General features: G+C 70.9%; 18 protein-coding genes. 10 read left to right on the top strand and 8 right to left on the bottom strand.

The annotated features are described in order from the left end of the window. Positions 1-5: 5 nt before the first annotated feature. The 3 genes from trxA to I9P22_RS07255 are packed head-to-tail and all read left to right on the top strand — an operon-like array spanning position 6 to position 1,745. Entirely contained in the window at positions 6-917 is a 912-nt protein-coding gene (gene trxA / locus I9P22_RS07265) for a thioredoxin (RefSeq protein WP_199258688.1), read from the top strand. A gap of 1 nt (position 918) precedes the next feature. Next, positions 919-1,557 carry an LON peptidase substrate-binding domain-containing protein gene (locus I9P22_RS07260; protein ID WP_199258687.1) on the top strand — a complete coding sequence of 213 codons (639 nt, stop codon included), beginning with the start codon at positions 919-921 and terminating at the stop codon, positions 1,555-1,557. Next, complete coding sequence (locus tag I9P22_RS07255) at positions 1,554-1,745, top strand: Trm112 family protein (protein ID WP_332909012.1); 192 nt, start codon at positions 1,554-1,556, stop codon at positions 1,743-1,745. Before I9P22_RS07260 ends, I9P22_RS07255 begins: the two co-directional genes overlap by 4 nt. 53 nt (positions 1,746-1,798) lie before the next feature. Here I9P22_RS07255 and I9P22_RS07250 read toward each other — a convergent pair whose 3' ends face one another. The 5 genes from I9P22_RS07250 to I9P22_RS07230 form a co-directional block, all read right to left on the bottom strand. Next, complete coding sequence (locus tag I9P22_RS07250) at positions 1,799-2,128, bottom strand: DUF779 domain-containing protein (RefSeq protein ID WP_199258686.1); 330 nt, start codon at positions 2,126-2,128, stop codon at positions 1,799-1,801. A 68-nt stretch (positions 2,129-2,196) separates the two neighbouring features. Next, positions 2,197-3,723, bottom strand: coding sequence for an aldehyde dehydrogenase (adh, locus tag I9P22_RS07245; RefSeq protein ID WP_199258685.1), 1,527 nt, complete (start codon positions 3,721-3,723; stop codon positions 2,197-2,199). A 106-nt stretch (positions 3,724-3,829) separates the two neighbouring features. Next, positions 3,830-4,801, bottom strand: a complete 972-nt coding sequence (locus I9P22_RS07240; RefSeq protein ID WP_199258684.1) for a GAF domain-containing protein — start codon at positions 4,799-4,801, stop codon at positions 3,830-3,832. A gap of 160 nt (positions 4,802-4,961) precedes the next feature. Then, a complete protein-coding gene (locus I9P22_RS07235; protein ID WP_199258683.1) occupies positions 4,962-10,454 on the bottom strand; it encodes an alpha-2-macroglobulin family protein in 5,493 nt (1,830 codons plus the stop codon). 59 nt (positions 10,455-10,513) lie between these two features. Next, complete coding sequence (locus tag I9P22_RS07230; RefSeq protein ID WP_199258682.1) at positions 10,514-11,572, bottom strand: quinoprotein relay system zinc metallohydrolase 2; 1,059 nt, start codon at positions 11,570-11,572, stop codon at positions 10,514-10,516. Between the two features lie 141 nt (positions 11,573-11,713). On the opposite strand from I9P22_RS07230, the gene pqqA reads away from it, so the two are divergent. From pqqA to I9P22_RS07200, 6 genes are all read left to right on the top strand, one after another. Next, positions 11,714-11,806: a pyrroloquinoline quinone precursor peptide PqqA gene (gene pqqA / locus I9P22_RS07225; protein ID WP_019353469.1), complete on the top strand. Its 93-nt coding sequence runs from the start codon at positions 11,714-11,716 to the stop codon at positions 11,804-11,806. A 65-nt stretch (positions 11,807-11,871) separates the two neighbouring features. After that, positions 11,872-12,762 (top strand): pyrroloquinoline quinone biosynthesis protein PqqB, encoded by an 891-nt coding sequence (gene pqqB, locus I9P22_RS07220; protein WP_199258681.1) that lies wholly within the window; start codon positions 11,872-11,874, stop codon positions 12,760-12,762. Next, positions 12,759-13,553: a pyrroloquinoline-quinone synthase PqqC gene (gene pqqC / locus I9P22_RS07215; protein ID WP_199258680.1), complete on the top strand. Its 795-nt coding sequence runs from the start codon at positions 12,759-12,761 to the stop codon at positions 13,551-13,553. Before pqqB ends, pqqC begins: the two co-directional genes overlap by 4 nt. Beyond that, the gene (gene pqqD / locus I9P22_RS07210; protein WP_199258679.1) at positions 13,550-13,873 is read left to right on the top strand and encodes a pyrroloquinoline quinone biosynthesis peptide chaperone PqqD; all 324 of its coding nucleotides are present in this window, start codon (positions 13,550-13,552) and stop codon (positions 13,871-13,873) included. The genes pqqC and pqqD overlap by 4 nt, the downstream gene beginning before the upstream one ends. Then, positions 13,870-15,006: a pyrroloquinoline quinone biosynthesis protein PqqE gene (gene pqqE / locus I9P22_RS07205; RefSeq protein ID WP_199258678.1), complete on the top strand. Its 1,137-nt coding sequence runs from the start codon at positions 13,870-13,872 to the stop codon at positions 15,004-15,006. Before pqqD ends, pqqE begins: the two co-directional genes overlap by 4 nt. Continuing rightward, on the top strand, positions 15,003-15,779 hold the full coding sequence (locus I9P22_RS07200) for a quinoprotein dehydrogenase-associated SoxYZ-like carrier (protein ID WP_199258677.1): 777 nt from the start codon (positions 15,003-15,005) through the stop codon (positions 15,777-15,779). The genes pqqE and I9P22_RS07200 overlap by 4 nt, the downstream gene beginning before the upstream one ends. Here the strand turns inward: I9P22_RS07200 and I9P22_RS07195 are convergent. Genes I9P22_RS07195 through I9P22_RS07185 form a run of 3 tightly spaced genes read right to left on the bottom strand, consistent with a single transcriptional unit; the run spans position 15,767 to position 18,126 of the window. Continuing rightward, the gene (locus I9P22_RS07195; protein WP_199258676.1) at positions 15,767-16,369 is read right to left on the bottom strand and encodes an ATP-binding cassette domain-containing protein; all 603 of its coding nucleotides are present in this window, start codon (positions 16,367-16,369) and stop codon (positions 15,767-15,769) included. The two genes, I9P22_RS07200 and I9P22_RS07195, sit on opposite strands and share 13 nt — an antisense overlap. Further along, a complete protein-coding gene (locus I9P22_RS07190; RefSeq protein ID WP_199258675.1) occupies positions 16,359-17,141 on the bottom strand; it encodes an ABC transporter permease in 783 nt (260 codons plus the stop codon). Before I9P22_RS07190 ends, I9P22_RS07195 begins: the two co-directional genes overlap by 11 nt. 7 nt (positions 17,142-17,148) lie before the next feature. Further along, positions 17,149-18,126, bottom strand: coding sequence for an ABC transporter substrate-binding protein (locus I9P22_RS07185; protein ID WP_199258674.1), 978 nt, complete (start codon positions 18,124-18,126; stop codon positions 17,149-17,151). Between the two features lie 189 nt (positions 18,127-18,315). Between I9P22_RS07185 and I9P22_RS07180 the strand changes: the two genes are divergently transcribed. Next, positions 18,316-19,026: a response regulator transcription factor gene (locus tag I9P22_RS07180; RefSeq protein WP_199258673.1), complete on the top strand. Its 711-nt coding sequence runs from the start codon at positions 18,316-18,318 to the stop codon at positions 19,024-19,026. The last annotated feature ends 110 nt before the right edge of the window (positions 19,027-19,136 follow it).

Genomic DNA, 19,136 nt, shown 5'->3' with positions numbered 1-19,136 from the left:
ACCCGATGCTCGAGCTTGGCTCTGCCCCCAAGGATGCCGCCCCCGCCGATATCATCAAGGACGTGACCGAGGCTACCTTCATGGCCGATGTGGTCGATGCCTCGATGACGGTGCCGGTGATCGTCGATTTCTGGGCGCCCTGGTGCGGCCCCTGCAAGACGCTCGGCCCGCAGCTCGAGGCCGAGGTCGCCCGCCAAAAGGGCCGCGTCCGCATGGCCAAGGTCAACGTGGACGAGAACCAGATGATCGCCGCGCAGTTGCGCGTGCAGTCGATTCCGACGGTCTATGCCTTCTTCCAGGGCCAGCCGGTCGACGCCTTCCAGGGCGCGATCCCGCAAAGCCAGATCAAGCAGTTCGTCGAGAAGCTGGCGGCGATGGGCGGCGATGACGGCGGCCTGGCCGCGGCGCTGGACGCGGCCGAGGCGATGATCGCCGAGGGCGCGGCCGAGGATGCGGCCGAGACCTTTGCCGCGATCCTCGAGGAAGAGCCCGAGAATCCCGCCGCCTGGGGCGGGCTGGTCCGCGCCCATCTGGCCGCCGGCCATGCCGACCGCGCCGCGGAGGCTCTGGCCCAGGTGCCCGCCGCCATCGCCCATGCCGCGCCCATCGAGGCCGCGCGCGCCCAGCTGCAACTGGCGCGGCAGGCCGCCGAGGCCGGGCCGCTGGACGAGTTGCGCCAGAAGGTCGAGGCCGACCCGGCCGACCAGCAGGCGCGTTTCGACTATGCCACGGCGCTGCACGCCGCCGGCCAGGTCGAGGAGGCCATCGACCAGCTTCTGGAAGCCTTCCGCCGCGACCGCGACTGGAACGACGGCGCCGCCAAGGCGCAGCTGCTGACCATCTTCGATGCCCTGAAGCCCACCGATCCGCTGGCGCAGAAGGGGCGCCGCCGGCTGTCCTCGCTGATCTTCGCCTGACATGGCCCGCGGCATCGACCTGCCCGAGACCGTCCCGCTGTTCCCGCTGCCGGGCGCGGTGCTGATGCCCCGCACCCGCCTGCCCCTGCAGATCTTCGAGCCGCGCTATCTGCAGATGGTCGAGGACGTGCTGAAGACGCCCTCGCGGCTGATCGGCATGATCCAGCCGGCCGAGGCCGGGCTGGACGCGCTGGCCCAGGTCGGCTGCGCCGGGCGCATCGTGGCCTTTTCCGAGCTGGACGATGGCCGGCTGATGATCTCGCTGAAGGCGCGCTCGCGCTTCCGGCTGAACGAGGTGCAGCCCGGCTTCACCCCCTATCTGCGCGGCCAGGTGGACTGGCGCGGCTATGAGCCGGACCTGGCCGCCCAGCCCGAGCAGGATCCGCGTTTCGACCGCTCCGGCTTCATGGCGCGGCTGGGCCGCTACATGGAGCAGCGCAGCCTCTCGACCGACTGGGACGCCGCCGAGGCCTCCGAGGAGGAGACGCTGATCAACTCGCTGTCCATGCTGCTGCCCTTCGCGCCCGAGGAAAAGCAGGCCCTGCTGGAAGCGCGGACCCTGTCCGAGCGCCGGGTGCTGCTGGACGGGCTGCTGGAATACGCCCTGCATGGTGGCGACAACGAGGAGACGATCCAGTGACCGACACGACCGAACGCGGCTATGACCGCCACATGCTCGAGGCGCTGGTCTGCCCGGTGACCCATGCCACCCTGCGCTATGACGCCCGGGCGCAGGAGCTGATCTCGGAAGCCGCAGGGCTGGCCTTTCCGATCCGCGACGGCATCCCGATCATGCTGCTGGATGAGGCGCGCCAGATCCGCGCCTGATGAAAAACGCGGGCGCGCGGGTGCCTTGGGGGAGGCCGCGCGCCGGCCGGCGGTCAGATCCGGCAGATATCCGACCGAACGAGGAACCGCTTCTCGCGGCCGTTGTCGAGGCTGAACATGCCGCCCCGCCCCGGCACCACGTCGATGGTCAGCCGTGTGTGCTTCCAGGCTTCATACTGGCTGGCCGAGATATAGAACGGCATGCCGCCGATCTCGCCCAGCTTCACGTCGCGCTCGCCGACGCGGAAATCGCCCTGCGGGTAGCACATGGGCGAGGAGCCGTCGCAGCAGCCGCCGGACTGGTGAAACAGCACCGGCCCGTGATCGGCGACGATCTCGGCCAGAAGCTCCAGCGCCGCAGGGGTGGCGGTGACCCGGTCCATGATGCCTTTCCGTTTGCCAAATACCCTTGCCGAAGGCAGCGGCCCCGCTTGCGGGGCCGCTTCCCCTGTCAGAAGAAGCCCAGCTTCTTCGGCGAATAGCTGACCAGCATGTTCTTGGTCTGCTGGTAGTGGTCCAGCATCATCTTGTGGGTCTCGCGGCCGATGCCCGACTGCTTGTAGCCGCCGAAGGCCGCATGGGCAGGATAGGCGTGATAGCAGTTGGTCCAGACCCGCCCGGCCTTGATGCCGCGGCCCATCTGGTAGCAGGTGTTGGCGTCGCGCGACCACACCCCGGCGCCCAGGCCATAGAGCGTGTCGTTGGCGATCTCCAGCGCCTCGGCCTGGTCCTTGAAGGTGGTGACCGAGACCACGGGGCCGAAGATCTCCTCCTGGAAGATCCGCATCTTGTTGTTGCCGCGGAAGATCGTCGGCTCGATGTAGAAGCCGCCCGACAGCTCGCCGCCCAGGTCGGCCGCCTTGCCGCCGGTCAGCACCTCGGCGCCTTCCTTGCGGCCGATGTCGAGATAGCTCAGGATCTTCTCCTTCTGCTCGCTCGAGGCCTGGGCGCCGATCATGGTGGCGGCGTCGCGCGGGTCGCCCTGGGTGATCGCCTGCACCCGCTTGACCGCGCGCTCCATGAAGCGGTCGTAGATCGATTCCTGGATCAGCACCCGCGACGGGCAGGTGCAGACCTCGCCCTGGTTCAGCGCGAACATGGCGAAGCCTTCCAGAGCCTTGTCGAAGAAGTCGTCATCCTCGCGCGCCACGTCGGCGAAGAAGACGTTCGGGGACTTGCCGCCCAGTTCCAGCGTCACCGGGATCAGGTTCTCGGCGGCGTATTGCATGATCAGCCGGCCGGTGGTGGTCTCGCCGGTGAAGGCGATCTTGGCGATGCGCGGGTTCGAGGCCAGCGGCTTGCCGGCCTCCAGGCCGAAGCCGTTCACCACGTTCAGCACGCCCGGCGGCAGCAGGTCGCCGATCAGGCCGATCCAGACCATGATGCTGGCCGGGGTCTGCTCGGCCGGCTTGATGACCACGCAGTTTCCGGCGGCCAGCGCCGGGGCCAGCTTCCAGCAGGCCATCAGCAGCGGGAAGTTCCAGGGGATGATCTGGCCCACCACGCCCAGCGGCTCGTGGAAGTGATAGGCGATGGTGGTCGAGTCGATTTCCGAGATCGAGCCTTCCTGCGCCCGCAGCACGCCGGCGAAATAGCGGAAATGGTCGATGGCCAGCGGCACGTCCGCGGCCATGGTCTCGCGGATCGGCTTGCCGTTGTCCCAGGTCTCGGCGGTGGCAAGCAGTTCAAGGTTCGCCTCCATCCGGTCGGCGATCTTCAGCAGGATATTGGCCCGCTCGGCCGCGGCGGTATGGCCCCATTTGTCCTTGGCGGCATGGGCGGCATCCAGCGCCAGTTCGATGTCGTCGGCATTCGAGCGGGCGATTTCGCCGATCTCGGCGCCGGTGATGGGCGTGGTGTTGGTGAAATACTTGCCGGATTTCGGCGCGACCCAGGCGCCGCCGATATAGTTGTCATAGCGCTTGGCGAAAGGCATCACGTTGACGCCCTTGAAGTCATGCGTCTGGTCGTTCGGCATGGTTTCCTCCTGTCCTGACCGGCTCCTCCTGCCGGTTCGTCCAGAAGGTTGGGACGGGTGCGGGCGCAAATCAACGCGCCCGTGACGCCGCGGCGCGGAATGTGTTTCAGCCCCGAGACAGTCTGCCCGGATTTTCCGAGATCCCCAGCCGCTGCATGCGGCGATAGAGCGTCGCGCGCCCGACCCCCAGCGCGCGCGCGGCGGCCGAGACATTGCCCTCGGCCCGCGCCAGGGCGCGAATCACCGCGGCGCGCTCGGCCTTCTCGAAGCCGGTCGCGCCCTCGTCGCGGCCCAGCAGGTCCGAGGCGGGACGCGGCCGCAGCTGGCCCTCCTTTTCCAGCCCGAAGGCGCGGCGGGCGGCGCGGTTGGCGCCGATGGCTAGGTCGTCCTTGTCCACGGCGATCAGCAGCGTCGCGTCCTCGGCCCCCTCGGCTTGGGCGGAGATGATGCGCGCGCCGGGAAAGCTGACGCGGAAAAAGGCCGCCTCGATCGCCCGCGCGCTATGGGCGACCTGCGCCGCGATCAGCGCGTTCCAGCGCTCGGTATGGTCGGAGCGGGCCGAGCTCACGTCCAGCGCCGCGATCAGCCGCCCGTCCGGGCCCCAGATCGGCGCGTCCATGCAGGAAAGCCCGGTGTTCTTGGCATAGAAATGCTCGTCGCGGTGGATGGTGACCTGCCGGCCTTCGGCCAGGCAGGTGCCGATGCCATTGGTGCCCTCGGCCTGTTCCGACCAGTCGCTGCCGGCGCATAGCCCCCAGTCGTGGAACACCGCCGCATCGGCGGCATTGGCGCGCTGTTCCAGCACGATGCCGGTGGCGTCGGTCAGCAGCACGCTGCAGCCGGTCGGGCAGACCAGCTGGAACAGCTGGTCCAGCTGCGGCCGGGCCACGGCGATGAACTCGTCCAGCCGCTCGCGCCGCTCGGCCAGCTCGCGTGCGGTCAGGCGGCGCGGCTGCGGCGGGCGGGCCGGGTCCAGCCCGTGCTTGACCATCGAGCGGCGCCAGCTCGCGGCAAGCCGCGTCACCGCCCCCGGCGATTGCGAGGCCGTGGCGACGCGATCCTCATGGCGTTCGGGCAAGGTCTCCTCCCTTCCCTGTCGGTCGCGGGATTATTGCGCGCGGGCGCTCATCCGGCAAGCAAAGCTTTCCCGCCCCAACGCAGGGCCGCGCCTTCCGCCCCCGGCCTTCTTTGCTCCACAAATACCCACCGGGACCGTGCCACCGGCGCCAAGCGGGAGGTCAGGGCGTAACGGTCACGCGGCCGCTGCCCGACCAGGCGCGGAACTCGGGGCGATACATGTCCTCGACGCTGGCGGCCGGGTGGCGGAATTGGCCCGGCGTCACCGCGCGGACGATATAGACCAGCCGGAAGCGCTCGGCCGAGGTCCAGGTCAGCGCCGCCGCGAAACGGTCGGCGCGGAACTCGGTCATCTCGGCCGAGGTCTCGCCCTCCAGCCAGTCCAGCGCCGAGACGTCGCCGGCGCGCAAGAGATTCGGGTTGTCGATCTCCCATCCGGCCGGCAGCGGGTCGGCGATGACCAGCCGGCCGCCGCCCTCGGCCTGCGGCGAGATTTCCAGCTCGACCACCATGCGCGTGCCCTGCGGCAGGTTGGCGGGGTCCAGCGCCTCGCCCTCGATGCTGTAATAGCGCCGCGCGATGGCGTAGCCCTTGCCGCCGGCCGCGACCGGGCCTGCGGGCTTGCCGGTCGCGGTCAGCGTCACCTCCAGCGCGCGGTCGCCGGTATTGGCAAGGCTTGCCCCGGCGTCGGGCAGGCTGGCAACCGGCTGGGTCAGCGCCACGCCGTTCAGCGTCGCCGGCGGGGTCGAGCGCGACAGCGACTGCGCCGCCAGCACCGTCCAGACCGATTCCTGGGTGGACAGGCTGCGGCCGTCCTCCTCGGTCCGGGCGATGCGCTCGGCGATCTGGCTGGTCAGGTCGGTCTCGTCCACGGCCCGGCTTTTCGCCTCGGCCGCCAGCGCCAGCAGCGCGGTGGCGTCACGCAGCCTGGTGCCGTAATCGGCGCGGAAGGCATGGGGTTCGGGCGCGCCCAGGTTCAGCAGGTTGCGTCCTTGGGTGAACATGCGGTCCGCCCGCCCCTGGTCGCCATAGGAGGCCAGCGCCGCGCCCAGGTTCGCCGCGCCCATCGGCGTCGAGAACGATCCGGCGGCGGTATCGGCGTAATAGCGCAGGTCGCCCACCGAGGCGGCGCGTTCTCGGGCCAGAACCGCCAGCGCATAGGCCAGCGCCGCGTTCTCCTCGGCCGAGGCGGCGGCGGGTTCGGTGGCGTAATTGGCGCGGTTCCTGAGGTTGTCGATGGCCATGCGGAAGCCGGTATCGGGCACCTGGTAGCCCGCCGCCCGGGCCCGCGACAGGAAGTCGGTGACATAGGCTTCCAGCCACAGGTCGCCCGAATCGGCAGACCACAGGCCGAAGCCGCCATTGCTGCCCTGCCGGGTCAGGATCTGGGTGATCGCCTTCTGCACCTGCTCGCCGGTATCGCCGCCATCCACGCCTTCCAGCGCCGCGAGGCCGGACAGGTAGAGCAGCGGCATCGCCCCCGAGGTCAGCTGCTCGGTGCAGCCATAGGGATAGCGCGAGAGCCGCGCCAGCGCCCCCGCCACGTCCAGCCGCGCATAGGGCCCGACCGCCGCCGTCAGCAGCGCGCCCGGTACCATGCCTTCAGTCAGCGTCGCCGGCACGGCGATGCTTTGCCCGGGCTCCACCACCAGCCGGTCCTGGCGCTGGATGTCGGCCTCGTTCAGTGCCACCGGGATGGTGATGTCCTTGGTCAGCGCCTCGCCGCCCGGCGTGGTCAGGGTCAGGCGCAGGTTCGCCAGCCCCTCGGCATCGCCGGCGGTGACGGGCATCTGCAGCTGCGCCTCGGCCTTCTCGGCCAGGGTCACGCTGTCCGTGGGCAGGCTGGTGGTCAGCGGCGCCTCGCCGCCGACCTGCTCGACCGCCAGCCTGACCGCGCCCGCCGGCCCCGAGGCATGGGTCAGCCGCAGCCCGACCTGCGCCCGGTCGCCCGGCGCGAGGAAGGCCGGCGCGGTCACGGTCATCACCACCGGATCGCGCACCAGCACCGAGGCATCGGCCTGGCCCACGCCCTTTTCGGACCAGGCCACCGCCATCACCCGCACCTCGCCGTTGAAATCGCCCACCGGCACCTCGACGGTGGCGGTGCCGTCCGCGTCCAGGGTCAGCGGACCCGAGAACCAGCTCATCAGCTTTTCGGTCGGCGGCGGCGCCTCGGCATTGCCGGCAAGGCTGGCGTCGCCGCCTTCGCGCAGCGCGCCGTCCGGCGCCCCGGTCGGCAGGATCAGCCGGCCGTAAAGGTCGCGCAGCGCCACGCCCAGCCGGCGCTGGCCGAAATAATGCTGCGAGGGGTTCGGCGGCTGGAAGCGGGTCAGGTTCAGGATGCCCTGATCGACGGCGGCGACGGTGGCATGCACCGTCTCGCCCGCCGCGCCCGCGACCTTCAGCGTGACCGGGATGGTGCCGCGCGGCCGCGTCTCGGCCGGGGCCTCGACGCTGGCGGCAAGCCTGCGGTCGCCGGGATCGACGGCGGCATGGGCCAGGCCTAGGGCCCGCACCGGCTGGCGGTCTCCGGGCCGCGCCTCGCCCAGGGGACGGATGGCGCTGACGGTGACATAGACCCCGGCGCCCCAGTCGTCGGTCACCGGCAGGTCCACGGCGTTCTCGCCCGCCTTCAGCGCCACGGTCTGCATCGAGACCAGCCGGTTCGACAGCACCGAGACCAGGCCCAGCCCGTCGGCCAGCGCCTCGACCTTGACCCGGGCGGTGTCGCCGCTGCGATAGGCGGGCTTGTCCAGCACCACCTGCAGCCGGTCGGGCGTCTCGGTCCCCGAATTGGCGACTGCGCCCCAGCCGGCATAGAATTGCGTCGAGCTTTGCCCGCCCTGACCCGAGGCCGGCTCGGCCACCAGTTCATACTGGCCCCATTCGACCGGGGCGGCGATCTCGGCCGCGCCCGGCTCGGCCACGCCCTCGGTGACGCGGGTGCGGGTGGTGATCGCCTCCCAGTTCCATTGCCCGCCCAGCGAATACCATTGGTAATCGGTGTCGATGCGGTTCAGCACCCAGCGCACCGGCTCGGCGGCCGGCTTCAGGTCCGGGTCGACTGCGATCAGCGCGAAACGCGCCTCGGCGTTTTCGGACACGGTGTCGCCCTCGAACAGCGGGCGGATGCCGATGACCGGCGCCTCGGGCATGACCACGCGCGATTCGCTGCGCTCGACCGGCCGGCCGGCGCCCTCGCGGATGTCCAGAACCACCTCGGCCGCGACCGGGCGCGGGCCAAGCTGGCCGGCGGGCGGCAGCGCGATCTGCGTCTGGTAATGGCCCTGCGCATCGGTGGTGCCCGGCGGCAGGCTGTCGGTCACCGGCGCGCTGTCGTCATCCTCGCGCCCGAAGACATAGCCGTCGAAGCCTTCCAGGCTGCGGGTCGGGGACAGGCGCAGCTGCCCCTCGACCGGCAGGTTGGCGGCCGGGGCGCCGAACAGCCAATGCGCGGCAAGCGACAGCTCCAGCATGCCGCCGGCGCGGGCCGGGCCTTCGGGCAGCTTGGGGGTGAAGTCGATGCGCTCGGGCAGGAAATCCTCGACCAGCATCCGCGCGGTGGCCAGAGCCGGGCCGTCCGCTTCGGTGCGCAGTTCCATCCGCCAGGTGCCGCGCGGGGCATTGCCGGGGATCTGCCAGTTGACCACGCTGCCGCCGGCGCCGGCATCCTGCGCGGGCAGACGTGTCGCCTCGACCCCGTCGGGGCGCAGGATCACCGCGGTCAGCGGCAGGTTCTCCAGCGCGCGGGCCTCGGCATTGCGGGCCAGCACGGTGGCGTTCACCGTCTCGCCGACGCGATAGGCGCCGCGGTCGGTGGTCACGAACAGGTCGATGGGCGGGGCAGGGGGCTGGCCCTCGACCCCGCGGTCGGAAAGGTCGAATTCCGGGTCCGACAGCGACAGGAAGGCCATGTCGCGGGGCGCGCGCTCGGCGCCCTCGCCCTGCCAGTCGGTCACCGTGACCAGCGCCGGAGCGGCGCCGTCCCGGCCCATGGACAGGCCCGGCGCGAAATGCGCGATGCCCTCGGCATCGGTCACGGCCTTGGCCAGCACCTCGTTCGAGCGGCTGACCAGCGCCACCTCGGCCCCGGCCTTGGCCGAGGTATCGGTCAGGCTGCGCACCGCCACGGTCAGCCCGTCGGCGCCCGAGAAGGTGGAGATCCCGAAATCCGAGATCACGAACCATTGCGTCGCGAGGCCCGTGTCCTGGACGTTCTCGTTCTCGATCCCGGCCTCGACGATATAGATGCCGGGCTCCAGCGGGCCGGCCTCGGCGGGAATGGCGAGGCTGGTGGTCAGCTCCTGGTTCAGGCTGTCCTGGCCCATGGGCTTGGCGACCTGCGCCGTGCCCTTCCAGACCTCGCGGGCCATGCGGTCGCCGAAGTAATCCGCCTGCCAGCTGTCCAGCGGCGTTGCGAACATGTCCTCGGCCATGGCGCGGATCAGGTTGCGGTCGGAAATGCGCAGGAGCCGCAGGTTGATGGTGTCGGCATTGACCGTGACCATCGACAGCCGCTGGTCGCCCGAGGCCGGCAGCACATAGGCGCGGCCGGGGAAGCGGACCGAGGGCGCGCGGTCGCGGACATAGCCCTTGACCGTCACGTCGCGGGCCAGCACCTCGCCGTCGGCGGCGGGCAGGCCGGCGCGCAGGGTCAGTTCGACCTCTTGCCCGTGAGTCAGGCCCGCCACGCACAGCCGCTCGCCATCCGCCTCGACCGTCAGGTCGCGGGCGGGCAGGCGCAGGAATTGCGCGTAATCGGTGCCCGAGGACAGTTCGCGCGACAGGATGGCGCAGAAGCGCGGCGTCCGGCCTTCGGATTCGACCTGGGTGTCGGTGACGCGCAGCCCGTTGCGCGCCTGCGATTCCTCGAGCGCCGAGGCGATCTCGGGATCGGCGGGCGAGAGCTTCGCCGCCAGCCGCAGCGCCGCCAGCGCGTCGCGGCCGCGGTCCAGCCGCTCCCACGCCATGGCGAGCCAGGAGAGCGCACGGGCGGCCACCGCGTCCTCGGCCCCGCGCAGATAGCCGTTGATCGCCATCGAGGCGATGGCCGCCGACGCCTCGCGGTCGCCCTGGTCGCTGGTATAGAGCGTCAGCCGGGCGAGATTGGTCCAGTCGGTCGCCCGGTCGTAGCGCGCCGCCTCGGCGGCGGTGATGCGCGCCGCCAGCGCTAGGTCGCCGGCCTGCTCGGCCTGCTGGGCGCTGCCCTGGGCATATTCGGCCAGCGGCGGGTGCAGCGCCGGAAAGCTGCGGGCCAGGGATTGCGCGGCGCCCAGGTCCTGCGCGGCGATGAAGGGCGCGGCGCCGGCGCGGGATTCGGCGCGCAGCCGTTCCTCGGCCGTGGAGGCGACGACATGGCCCGACAGCGCCCCGGCAAAGGCGGCGGCGCCGGTGCCCTCGCCCTTGGGGAAGCAGGCGCGGGCGCGTTCGTTATAGGTCAGCGCCGTGCAGGCATCGTTGCCCAGGCAGGCCTGCACGCAGGCTTGCAGCGTGGTGTCGAAGATCGGGCCCAGGTCGCCGCCCGGCAGGTCGGTATCGGCCTGCAGGGACAGGCGCCGCTCGGGCAGGGGGGTATCCTGCGCATGGGCTGCCCCCGCCAGCAGCAGGCTGCCAAGGATCGCCGCGATGAAACCGTGCCGGACAAGACGTGCCATGACCATCCCTTTCCTGTGCGCTCGGCATAGTTGTGGCACCGAGGCGGGGATCAGGCAATCTATTCCCATTCCAGCTCGGCAAAGGCCGTGGCGGCATTGCGGGCGGTGACGGCCTGGAAATCCGCCCAGCCCTCCGAGACCGGCTTCATCGCCAGCACGATCGCCGGGATGGCCCGCGACAGCGGCAGGCCGCGCTTCAGCGCCTCGCGCGTGGCGTCGCGCAATGCCGTCAGGTAGTGGTGTTGGGGCGTCACCGCCTCGTCCCAGCTTTCCGCGACCGGGCCATGGCCGGGCACGATCAGCGCCGGCGGTGGATCGGGGGGCCGGCCGATCCAGTCGAGCCAGCCCGAAAGCGAGCCGTCCAGCGACGGCGTCAGCCCCTGGAAGACCAGGTCGCCGGTGAACAGCGTGCCGGTTTCCTCGTCCAGCACCGTCATGTCGCTGTCGGTATGGGCCGGCGGCACGGGCGTCAGCCGCAGGTTGCGGTCGCCCAGCGAGATCGTCTCGGGCGCGGCGATCTCGTGGTCCACGGCGGCGATGCGGGTGCCGGCGAAATTCGCCGCGCCGATCTGGCGCGGGACCGAGATCATCCAGCTTTCCGCCCGTCGCGCCACCGCTTCGGGTAGGCGGGCATCGGCGACGATGGTGGCCCCGGCCTCGGAGAAGACCTCGGCGCCCAGGATGTGGTCGGGATGCATATGGGTCAGGATCACATGGCTGACCGGCCTGTCGGTGATCTGCCGGATCGCGGCATAGAGCGCCTCGCCCTCGGCCCGGCTGCCGCCGGCGTCGATCACCGCCACCGTCTCGCCGATGACCAAGGACAGGTTGGCGATGCGGCCGCGGTTCTGCGGCGACAGCGCTGCCATGGCGCCCTGGTGGACATGGATGCCCTCGGCCACCTCCTGCATGGTCAGGGCGGGCAGTTCCGCGGTCTCGACGCAGCGGGTGCCGCCGCCATCGACCAGGTCGGGATGCCGGGCCAGCCAGTCGCGGGCGATGGGCTCGGCGCGCAGTTGGCAATCCTCGCGCGTGGCCGCCTCGCCGGCCGGCAGCAGGCGCGATTCGCAGGTGCCCGGCTGGGCGGCAAGACAGGCGGCCAGGACCAGATGGAACATCCGTTTTCCTTTCGGGGCCCGAGGTTAGCACAGCCTCCGGCGGCTGGCCATCTACGACCTTTGGCGTGTTGACTGGGGGCCGCGGCGGCCTAGCATCGACCTGTCCGCACCCCAAGCGGCAACCTGGAGGAGGAGAACCATATGGCCTGGACCAAACCCGCGCTGAAGGAAATCGCCTGCGGCATGGAAATCAACATGTATGCCCCGGCCGAGGACGAGCCGGTCCTGTTCTAAACCGTTCTGGCGATGTCCGGGCCCGGTCCCTGCTTGCCGGGGCCGGGCTGCCGGGCCTTTTGACCATGCGCATCGTGATTCTCGGCAGCGGCGCAGGCGGTGGCGTGCCGCAGTGGAACTGTGGCTGCCGCAACTGCGATGCCGCGCGCAATGGGCGCATTCCCGCCATGAGCCAGAGCGGGATCGCCGTATCCGCCAATGGCCGGGACTGGGCGCTGGTGAACGCCTCGCCCGACCTGCGCCAGCAGCTGGCCGCCACCCCGGCGCTGCGGCCCGAGGGGCTGCGCGACTCTCCGATCCGGTCGGTGCTGGTGACGAATGGCGACATCGACCATGTCGCCGGCCTGCTGACCCTGCGCGAAGGCCAGGGCTTCGACCTGTTCGCCACGCCCGCCATCCATGCGGTGCTGGCCGGCAACCCGATGCTGTCGGCGCTGGCCCCCGGGCTGGTCCCGCGGCGCGAAGTGGCGCTGGAGCTTGCCTTCGACCTTGCCCCCGGCCTGACCGCCACGCTGTTCGCGGTGCCCGGCAAGGTGCCGCTGTATCTGGAGGGCGAGCGGGTCGAGACCGGGCTGATGGGCGAGCAGACCGTGGGGGTCGAGCTGGCCGCCAACGGTCGGCGGGTGTTCTACATTCCCGGCTGCGCCTCGGTCCCGGACTGGCTTTGCGACCGCATCTCGGGCGCGGATGTGCTGCTGTTCGACGGCACGCTCTGGACCGATGACGAGATGGTCCGCGCCGGACTGGGCGCCAAGACCGGGCGGCGCATGGGGCATGTGCCGGTCTCGGGTCCTGGCGGCAGCCTGGATGGGCTGCGCGCGGTGCCCCTGGGCGCCCGCATCTACGTGCATCTGAACAATTCGAATCCGCTGGTCGATCCCGCCAGCCCCGAGCGTGCGCAGGCGCAGGCGGCGGGATGGCAGATCGGCCATGACGGTATGGAGATCGCGCCATGAAACTTGCCGACCACCGCGCCCAGACCCGCGCCGAGTTCCACGAGCGCCTGAAGCGCATCGGCGCCGAGCGCTATCACGACCGCCACCCGTTCCACAAACGCCTGCACGGCGGGCAGTGCACGCCGGACGAGGTGCGGGCCTGGGTCATCAACCGCTGGCATTACCAGTCGCGCATCCCGATGAAGGACGCGGCCTTCCTGTCGCGGCTGGACGACCCGCAGCTGCGCCGCATCTGGCGCCACCGGATCGAGGATCACGACGGCGGTGTCGATCAGGGCGGCGGCATCCGGCGCTGGCTGGCGCTGGCCCGTGCCGTGGGCCTCGATCCCGATTACGTCGCCAGTGGCGCGGGAGTGATGCCGGCGACGCGCTTTGCCGTCGATGCCTATGTCCGCTTCGTGCGCGACATGCCGCTGCTCGATGCCGTGGCCGCCAGCCTGACCGAGATGTTCGCGCCCAGGATCCATGCCGAGCGCATCGAGGGGCTGCTGAAGCATTACGACTTCGCCGACGAGACCAGCCTCGCCTATTTCCGCAACCGGCTGGCCGAGGCGCCGAAGGATGTCGAATTCGGCCTGACCTATGTGCTGGACCATGCCGACACGCTGGAAAGGCAGGACGCGGCGGCGGCGGCGCTGGTGTTCAAGACCGATGTGCTCTGGGCGCAGCTCGACGCGCTCTGGCACGGCTATGTCGAGGGGCGGATTCCCCCCGGCGCCTGGCGGCCGGGCGAGGGCTTGCTCGACTCGGCCATCCCCGAGCCGGCGCCCGATGCGGCCACGGTCCCATGACCGGGGGGCGCATCAGCGGCGCCTGCGTGCCCTATCTGCCGCGCGGCGTGCGGCTGCATGACGACCGCGTGCGCGGCATCCGCGTGCTGCTGGCGCCGGAACGGGCCTTGCAGCTGGACGCGGTCGGCGATGCGATCCTGTCCGAGCTGGACGGGGAACGCAGCCTGGCCGAGGTCATTCTGACCCTGTGCGAACGCTATGCCGCCCCCGCCGAGCAGATCGAGGGCGACGTGCACGACTTCATCCGCAGCCTGGTGGACCGGCGCATGGTCTTCCTGGCCTGCGCCGAAGGCGGCGACAAGCGGGAGGACGCGGCATGAGGGATGCGCCCGCCTCGCGCGACATCGACGGCAACCCGGTGCGCCCCGGCCTGCCCATGGCGATGCTGGCCGAGCTGACGCATCGCTGCCCGCTGGCCTGCCCCTATTGCTCGAACCCGGTCGAGCTGACGCGGGCGCAGGCCGAGCTGACGGCGGCGGAATGGGACGGGGTGTTCCGCCAGGCCGCCGATCTGGGCGTGCTGCAGGTGCATCTGTCCGGCGGCGAGCCGGCCTCGCGCCGCGACCTGGCCGAGATCGCGGTCTCGGCGCGGGATGCGGGGCTTTACGTCAACCTGATCACCTCGGGCATCGGCCTGACCGAGGCGCGGCTGCGCGAACTCGACGGCGCCGTCGATCACATCCAGCTGTCCTTGCAGGGCATCGACGCCGAGATGGCCGACTGGATCAGCGGCTATGGCGGCAGCTTCGCCCGCAAGATGCAGGTGGCGGAGTGGATCGGCGCCATCGGCTTTCCGCTGACCCTGAACGCGGTGGTGCATCGCCAGAACCTGGACCGCCTGCCCGAGATGATCGACCTAGCCGAGCGGCTGGGCTGCCGGCGCATCGAGGTCGCGACCGTGCAGTTCCACGGCTGGGCCGACCTGAACCGCCGGCCGCTGATGCCGACCGTGGCCCAGGCGGCGCGGGCGCGCGAGGTGGTGAAGGCTGCGCGCGAGCGGCTGCGCGGGCGCATGGTCATCGACTATGTGCCGGCCGACCACCATGCCGCCTATCCGAAAAGCTGCATGGGCGGCTGGGGCTCGACGGGCCTCAACATCGCGCCGGACGGCACGGTGCTGCCCTGCCATGCCGCCCAGACCATCACGGAGCTGCATTTCGACAACATCCGCGAGGTGCGGCTGGCCCGCATCTGGCATCACGGCGACGCCTTCAACGCCTTTCGGGGCACCGCCTGGCTGCCCGAACCGTGTCAGTCCTGCGCGCGGCGCGAGGTGGATTTCGGCGGCTGCCGCTGCCAGGCCATGGCCATGGCCGGCGACGCGCGCGCCACCGACCCGGTCTGTTCGCGGTCCGACCTGAACGCGCGATTGCGCGCCGAGGCCGAGGCCGATGCGACCAGCGACGACACCGCGCTGGTCTATCGCCGCATGGCGAAGGAGAAACGGATATGAGACGCGCGTTGATTGCGGCGCTTGCGCTTGCCCTGCAGGCCGCGCCGGCTTTTGCGACCGAGGTGGCGAACCCGATGCAGCCCTCGGCGCTCTGGGACGAGATGCGGCTGGCGGTGATCGGCACCGACGAGGAGCCGCCGGTCGATCCGGCGGTCTTCGACCTGGACGCCCCGCCGCGCGCCGACAACCCGGCGCTGGTGCCGGTGCGCATCACCCAGCCGCCCGGCGCGCCGGCGATCCGGTCGCTGGCGCTGGTGGTGGACGGCAACCCGGCCCCGGTCGCGGCCGAGTTCACCTTTGGCAAGGCGCTGATGCCGCTGGATTTCGAGGTGCGGGTGCGGGTCGACAGCTATTCCGACCTGCGCGCCGTCGCCACGCTGGCGGACGGGCGCAAGGTCATGGCCGGGCGCTTCGTCAAGGCCTCGGGCGGCTGCGCGGCGCCGGCCGGGAAAAGCATGGAGCAGGTGCGCGCCACCATGGGCCAGATGCGCTATCGCGAGGCCGGGGAAGGCGGGCGGCAGGTCGGCACGCTGATGATCCGGCACCCGAATTTCTCGGGCTTGCAACGCGACCAGCTGACGCTGCTGACCATCCCGGCCGAGTTCGTCCAGGTGCTGGAGGTCAAGCAGGGCGAGGCGCTGCTGTTCACCATGGAGGCCGGGATCTCGATCTCCGAGGACCCGGTGTTCCGCTTTGCCCACGCGCCGGGCGAGGGGCCGGTGACGGTGCATGCGCAGGATACCGAGGGCCGGGTCTGGGATCAGTCCTTCTGAAGCCGGGTCTGAAGCCGGGCCGGCTGGCCGGCCAGCTGCAGCGGCCGGGCGTGCAGCGCCTCGGCCTCGCGCGGGTCGTGGGTGACCAGCACCAGTCCGGCGCCCGAGCGAGTCAGCAGCGCATCGGTCAGCGCCAGCATCCGGCCCGCCGTTTCGGCATCCAGCGAGGCGAAAGGTTCGTCCATCAGCAGGATGTCGGGTGCCGCGGCGAAGGCGCGGGCCAGCGCCAGCCGCCGCTGCTGGCCCAGCGACAGCTGGCGCGGGAACTTCGCCTCGTGCCCGGCCAGCCCGACCTGCGCCAGCCAGTCCCGCGCGGTGGCTGCGTCGCAGCCGGTCGGGATGGCGATGTTCGCCACCGCGTCGCGCCAGGGCAGCAGCACCGGCTCCTGGAACACCACGGCCAGGCGGTCGGCCCCGTCGAGCCGGCCGCGATAGGCCCGGTCCAGCCCGGCCAGGATGCGCAGCAGCGTCGATTTCCCGATGCCCGAGGGGCCGAGGATCGCCAGCCGCTCGCCCCGCGAAACTGCCAGCGACAAAGCCCCCAGCACCGGCCGAGCGCCGAAGGACTTGGCTTCCAGCTCAAGCCGCATCCTGCCTCCAGCGATTGGCGCGGGCCTCCCACGGCCGCAGCAGGAACAGGTCGATGGCCAGCATGACGGCGACGAAGGCCAGCGCCCAGGCCAGCACCCCGGTCACGTCGAAGCTGGAAAACAGCAGGTGGATCTTGAAGCCGACACCGTTCGAGCGGCCGAGGAACTCGACCACCAGCACGATCTTCCAGATCAGCGAGATGCCGGCCCGGGCCGCGGCGGCGATATGCGGCGCCAGTTGCGGCAGCACGACATGGCGCAGCCGCGCCAGCGGCGCCATGCGGAAGGCGCGGGCCATGTCGTCCAGATCGGGCCGCAGCGCCCGCGTGCCCTCGCGGATCATCACCGTGACCACCGGGATCTTGTTCAGCGCCACGGCCAGGATGGCGGCGGTCTCGTTCAGGCCGATCCAGATATAGCACAGCACGATCACCACCAGCGCCGGCACGTTCAGCAGGATGATGAGCCCGGGATTGAGCCATTGGTCCGCCCCGCGCCAGCGCCCCATCCACAGCCCCAGCGCCATGCCCGCGGCCATGGCCAGCGCGAAGCTGGCGGTGACGCGGAACAGCGTCATGCCGGCGTTGAGCCACAGCTCGCCGGTCGCGGCCAGCCGGCCGATGCGCGCCGCGACGTCCCAGGGCGCCGGCAGGGTCTGCGGCCGGTCGGTGAGCTGCGAGGCCAGGGTCCACAACAGCAGCATGGCCAGGAGCGACAGCACCCCCGGCACCAGGCCGGGACGGGGCGAGGGGGGCTTGGGCGTTCCGGTCAAGTCGGGGCTACTCCGGCCACCAGAACAGGCCCTCGGGCAGGGTGGCGACGCCGCCGGTCAATTCCTCGCCGCCCAGCTCGGCCATGGTGGCGAACATCTTCTGCGCATTCGCCGCATCGACCGGCCCCGGGGCGGGAATGCCGGCGCGCCAGCCGGCCTTCAGTGCCTGGAACTCGGCCTCGTCGGCGGCCTCCATCAGCGGGCGCAGATCGTCCCAGGCGGCATCATCGCGGGCCAGCAGGTCCTTGGCGGCGCGGGAGGCGCGGGCGAGGCCGGCGGCAAGCTGCGGGTTGGCCGCGATCCAGTCGTCGCGCAACACATAGCCCAGCAGCGGGGTCGAGGGATCCAGGCCCAGATCGGCCGCCGCCGTGGCGACCGACATGATCTCGCGCATGCCGCGCGCCTTCATCTTGGCCTGGAAATGCCAGAAGTTGATCGCGGCATCGACCTCGCCGGTCTCGGCGGCGTTCAGGATCATCGGCGGTGCGCCGAAGACCTGCTGCGTCACCTGGGCCAGGTCCTCGCCCAGCGTCTCGCGCGACCAGGCGCGCAGGATCAGCCAGCTCTTGTCCACCGGCCCGCCGGCGATGCCGATCTTCTTGCCCTTCAGGTCGGCCAGCGATTGCGCCGGGCTGTCGCCGCGCACCATCACGCCGCCCACGGCGGTGGAATAGGGCAGGAAGCGGAAGCCGGTGCCGCGCGCGCGCTGCTGCGCCACCCAGAGGAAGTCCGAGACGATGGTATCGACCTCGGCCCCCTGCATGGCGACCTGGGTGGCGGGGTTGCCGGCCAGGATCAGCGGCTGCAGCGCGAAGCCGTTGGCGGTGTCGAAGCCGCGCTTGCGGATCGTCTCGATCTCCCAGTTGACGGTGCCGTTCTCCAGCGTGCCGATGCGGATGACCGGGGATTGCGCGCGCGCGGGCAGCGCCAGCCCGGCCAGGGCGGCCGCCCCGGCCATCAGGGTGATTCTCCGGTTCAGTTGCATGGTGGTCTTCCCCCTCGACGGGTTGAAAGTGACACGGGTCCCGATCCAGGCCAATACATCGGAAGTCGTAACCCGAAACGGGGTTTGCGGTCCAACAGGCTTGCGCCGACGGGCGGCGGTCTTAAGATGGAACAACAGGCCGGCGGGCGCCATAGCCCCGGCCCCTATCGTTTCTTTGGGAGGAGAACGATGGCCTCAGCCGAAACGCAGTCGCAAGACCGCGCCGCATCGCCAAGGCTTTCCGCCGACCGGGTCCGCGAGATCCTGATCGTGGACGACCATCCGCTGATGTGCGACGCGCTGGCCCTGACGCTGAAGATCAGCTTCGGGCTGAAGAACGTCCGCACCGCCCGCAGCCTGGCGGCTGCGCAGGAACAGATCCGTGCCCAGGGCGCGCCGGATGCGGTGATCCTGGACCTGAACCTGCCCGATGCCCGCGGGGCCGAGGGGCTGGTGACGCTGCGCCGGCAGATCCCGGACGTGCCGATCACCATGATCTCGGCCGACCTGGAAAACGCCATGATCTCGGCGGCGATGGCGGCCGGGGCGCAGGGCTATATCAGCAAGTCCCTGGGCCGCGAGGCGCTGGTCGACAGCCTGCGCCGCATGTGGGAGGGGGAGCGGGTGACCCCCGACAGCTACCAGCCCGAAAGCGCCGGAGAGGAGGATGCCGCCCGCGCCGAGCTGGCCCGCCGCTTCGCCAGCCTGACGCCGCAGCAGATGAAGATCCTGCGGCTGATCTGCCAGGGCAAGGCCAACAAGGAGATCAGCTACGAGCTGTCCATTGCCGAGGCCACGGTCAAGACCCACATCACCGCGATCATGTCCAAGATCAACGCCCGCCGCCGCACCCAGGCGGTGTTGCTGGCCAATAGCGTCAGGCTGTTCGAACCGGCATGAGCACCGCCTCGCCCGAGCCATGGCCGGGCCCGCATCGACGGGGCGGGGCGCGGCCGGTCCAGCCGCCGGCGCCGGTCGCCGTCTCGGTCCCCGCCGCCGGCGCCGATGCC

This window comes from Paracoccus binzhouensis (assembly GCF_016446475.1).
Lineage (GTDB): Bacteria > Pseudomonadota > Alphaproteobacteria > Rhodobacterales > Rhodobacteraceae > Paracoccus > Paracoccus binzhouensis.
This window is presented reverse-complemented; position numbering and strand designations above follow the sequence as displayed.

Coding starts and splice junctions, on each gene's coding strand:
- trxA (WP_199258688.1), top strand. CDS start 6: ATGCTCGAGCTTGGCTCTGCCCCCAAGGATGCCGCCCCCGCCGATATC.
- I9P22_RS07260 (WP_199258687.1), top strand. CDS start 919: ATGGCCCGCGGCATCGACCTGCCCGAGACCGTCCCGCTGTTCCCGCTG.
- I9P22_RS07250 (WP_199258686.1), bottom strand. CDS start 2,128: ATGGACCGGGTCACCGCCACCCCTGCGGCGCTGGAGCTTCTGGCCGAG.
- adh (WP_199258685.1), bottom strand. CDS start 3,723: ATGCCGAACGACCAGACGCATGACTTCAAGGGCGTCAACGTGATGCCT.
- I9P22_RS07235 (WP_199258683.1), bottom strand. CDS start 10,454: ATGGCACGTCTTGTCCGGCACGGTTTCATCGCGGCGATCCTTGGCAGC.
- I9P22_RS07230 (WP_199258682.1), bottom strand. CDS start 11,572: ATGTTCCATCTGGTCCTGGCCGCCTGTCTTGCCGCCCAGCCGGGCACC.
- pqqA (WP_019353469.1), top strand. CDS start 11,714: ATGGCCTGGACCAAACCCGCGCTGAAGGAAATCGCCTGCGGCATGGAA.
- pqqB (WP_199258681.1), top strand. CDS start 11,872: ATGCGCATCGTGATTCTCGGCAGCGGCGCAGGCGGTGGCGTGCCGCAG.
- pqqC (WP_199258680.1), top strand. CDS start 12,759: ATGAAACTTGCCGACCACCGCGCCCAGACCCGCGCCGAGTTCCACGAG.
- pqqD (WP_199258679.1), top strand. CDS start 13,550: ATGACCGGGGGGCGCATCAGCGGCGCCTGCGTGCCCTATCTGCCGCGC.
- pqqE (WP_199258678.1), top strand. CDS start 13,870: ATGAGGGATGCGCCCGCCTCGCGCGACATCGACGGCAACCCGGTGCGC.
- I9P22_RS07200 (WP_199258677.1), top strand. CDS start 15,003: ATGAGACGCGCGTTGATTGCGGCGCTTGCGCTTGCCCTGCAGGCCGCG.
- I9P22_RS07195 (WP_199258676.1), bottom strand. CDS start 16,369: ATGCGGCTTGAGCTGGAAGCCAAGTCCTTCGGCGCTCGGCCGGTGCTG.
- I9P22_RS07185 (WP_199258674.1), bottom strand. CDS start 18,126: ATGCAACTGAACCGGAGAATCACCCTGATGGCCGGGGCGGCCGCCCTG.
- I9P22_RS07180 (WP_199258673.1), top strand. CDS start 18,316: ATGGCCTCAGCCGAAACGCAGTCGCAAGACCGCGCCGCATCGCCAAGG.